This window comes from Testudinibacter crocodili, from assembly GCF_006228025.1.
In the GTDB taxonomy this organism is placed as follows: domain Bacteria; phylum Pseudomonadota; class Gammaproteobacteria; order Enterobacterales; family Pasteurellaceae; genus Chelonobacter.
In genome coordinates this window covers 1-807 of sequence record NZ_VDHF01000174.1, presented here as the reverse complement: position 1 = coordinate 807, position 807 = coordinate 1, and the positions used below count along the sequence as shown (strand labels likewise).

1 protein-coding gene and 1 pseudogene are annotated in these 807 nt (G+C 33.6%); both read right to left on the bottom strand.

All coding sequences use genetic code 11. The features are described 5' to 3' along the window. On the bottom strand, positions 1 to 259 hold a 259-nt coding region (locus tag FHQ23_RS12270), incomplete at its 3' end, for a hypothetical protein (protein WP_267963725.1). Beyond that, positions 259 to 807: pseudogene (locus FHQ23_RS12475) on the bottom strand (hypothetical protein); the annotation flags it as partial. The gene FHQ23_RS12270 and the pseudogene FHQ23_RS12475, both read right to left, overlap by 1 nt.

The window sequence follows — 807 nt, the reverse complement described above, 5'->3', positions numbered from 1 at the left end:
AAATTAAATCATGACTTAAATTAATACAAGGAAGATCAATTTCATTTTCTAAATTTGACCTATAAGCCTCTTCCACTGAAATTTTCAAATTAGAAAAAACAACATTTATTGTGTAATTGTAAACAAAATAATTTGGCACAATTATATCATTTATTATAAAGTTAATGCTCCCAAAACAAAAATCACTACACTTATCACAATCTCTATCTTGGGCATCCCAGATTATTCCTATCTTATTGTCTTCATCATAAATTATCATTATTTTAACCTTTTATTATTAGATTGACCTGGCATTTTCCTTAATTCTGACTTCACATCATTCTGTAACTTTAAAGGTGCGAACTTATCATTAGTAGCACCAGCCCAATGCCATCCAGAATCGCTATTTGAATCAGTAAACTGATGAATATTTCCCATTTCATCAATCGCAAATCTTTTATTACCAATTAATACTGATTTTTCAAATAAAGCAAAAGAGTTTTTAGGTTCAATTCCTGCATTAGGTCGATTTCCTGCACCACCTTGAGTATGTTTAGGATTCGATTGATAAATTAGACCATTACCAGCCGCTATTGGTTCAGGGTGAGGTATCGCCGAAGTTTTCTTGATAATTCTAACATTACCAAAATTCGAACCGAGTGTTCCCGGCTCTACAATCACCTCATACTGCGCTAACGATTTAGCTTTATTAAGGATGCCTTGGGGGTTAATTTTAACGCCGGATAGCGCTCCCGCTATAGTATATCCTGCAAGGGTATAGCTCGCTAACTCTTCTGATTCCTCCTGATTAAACCCATAATTTTTATA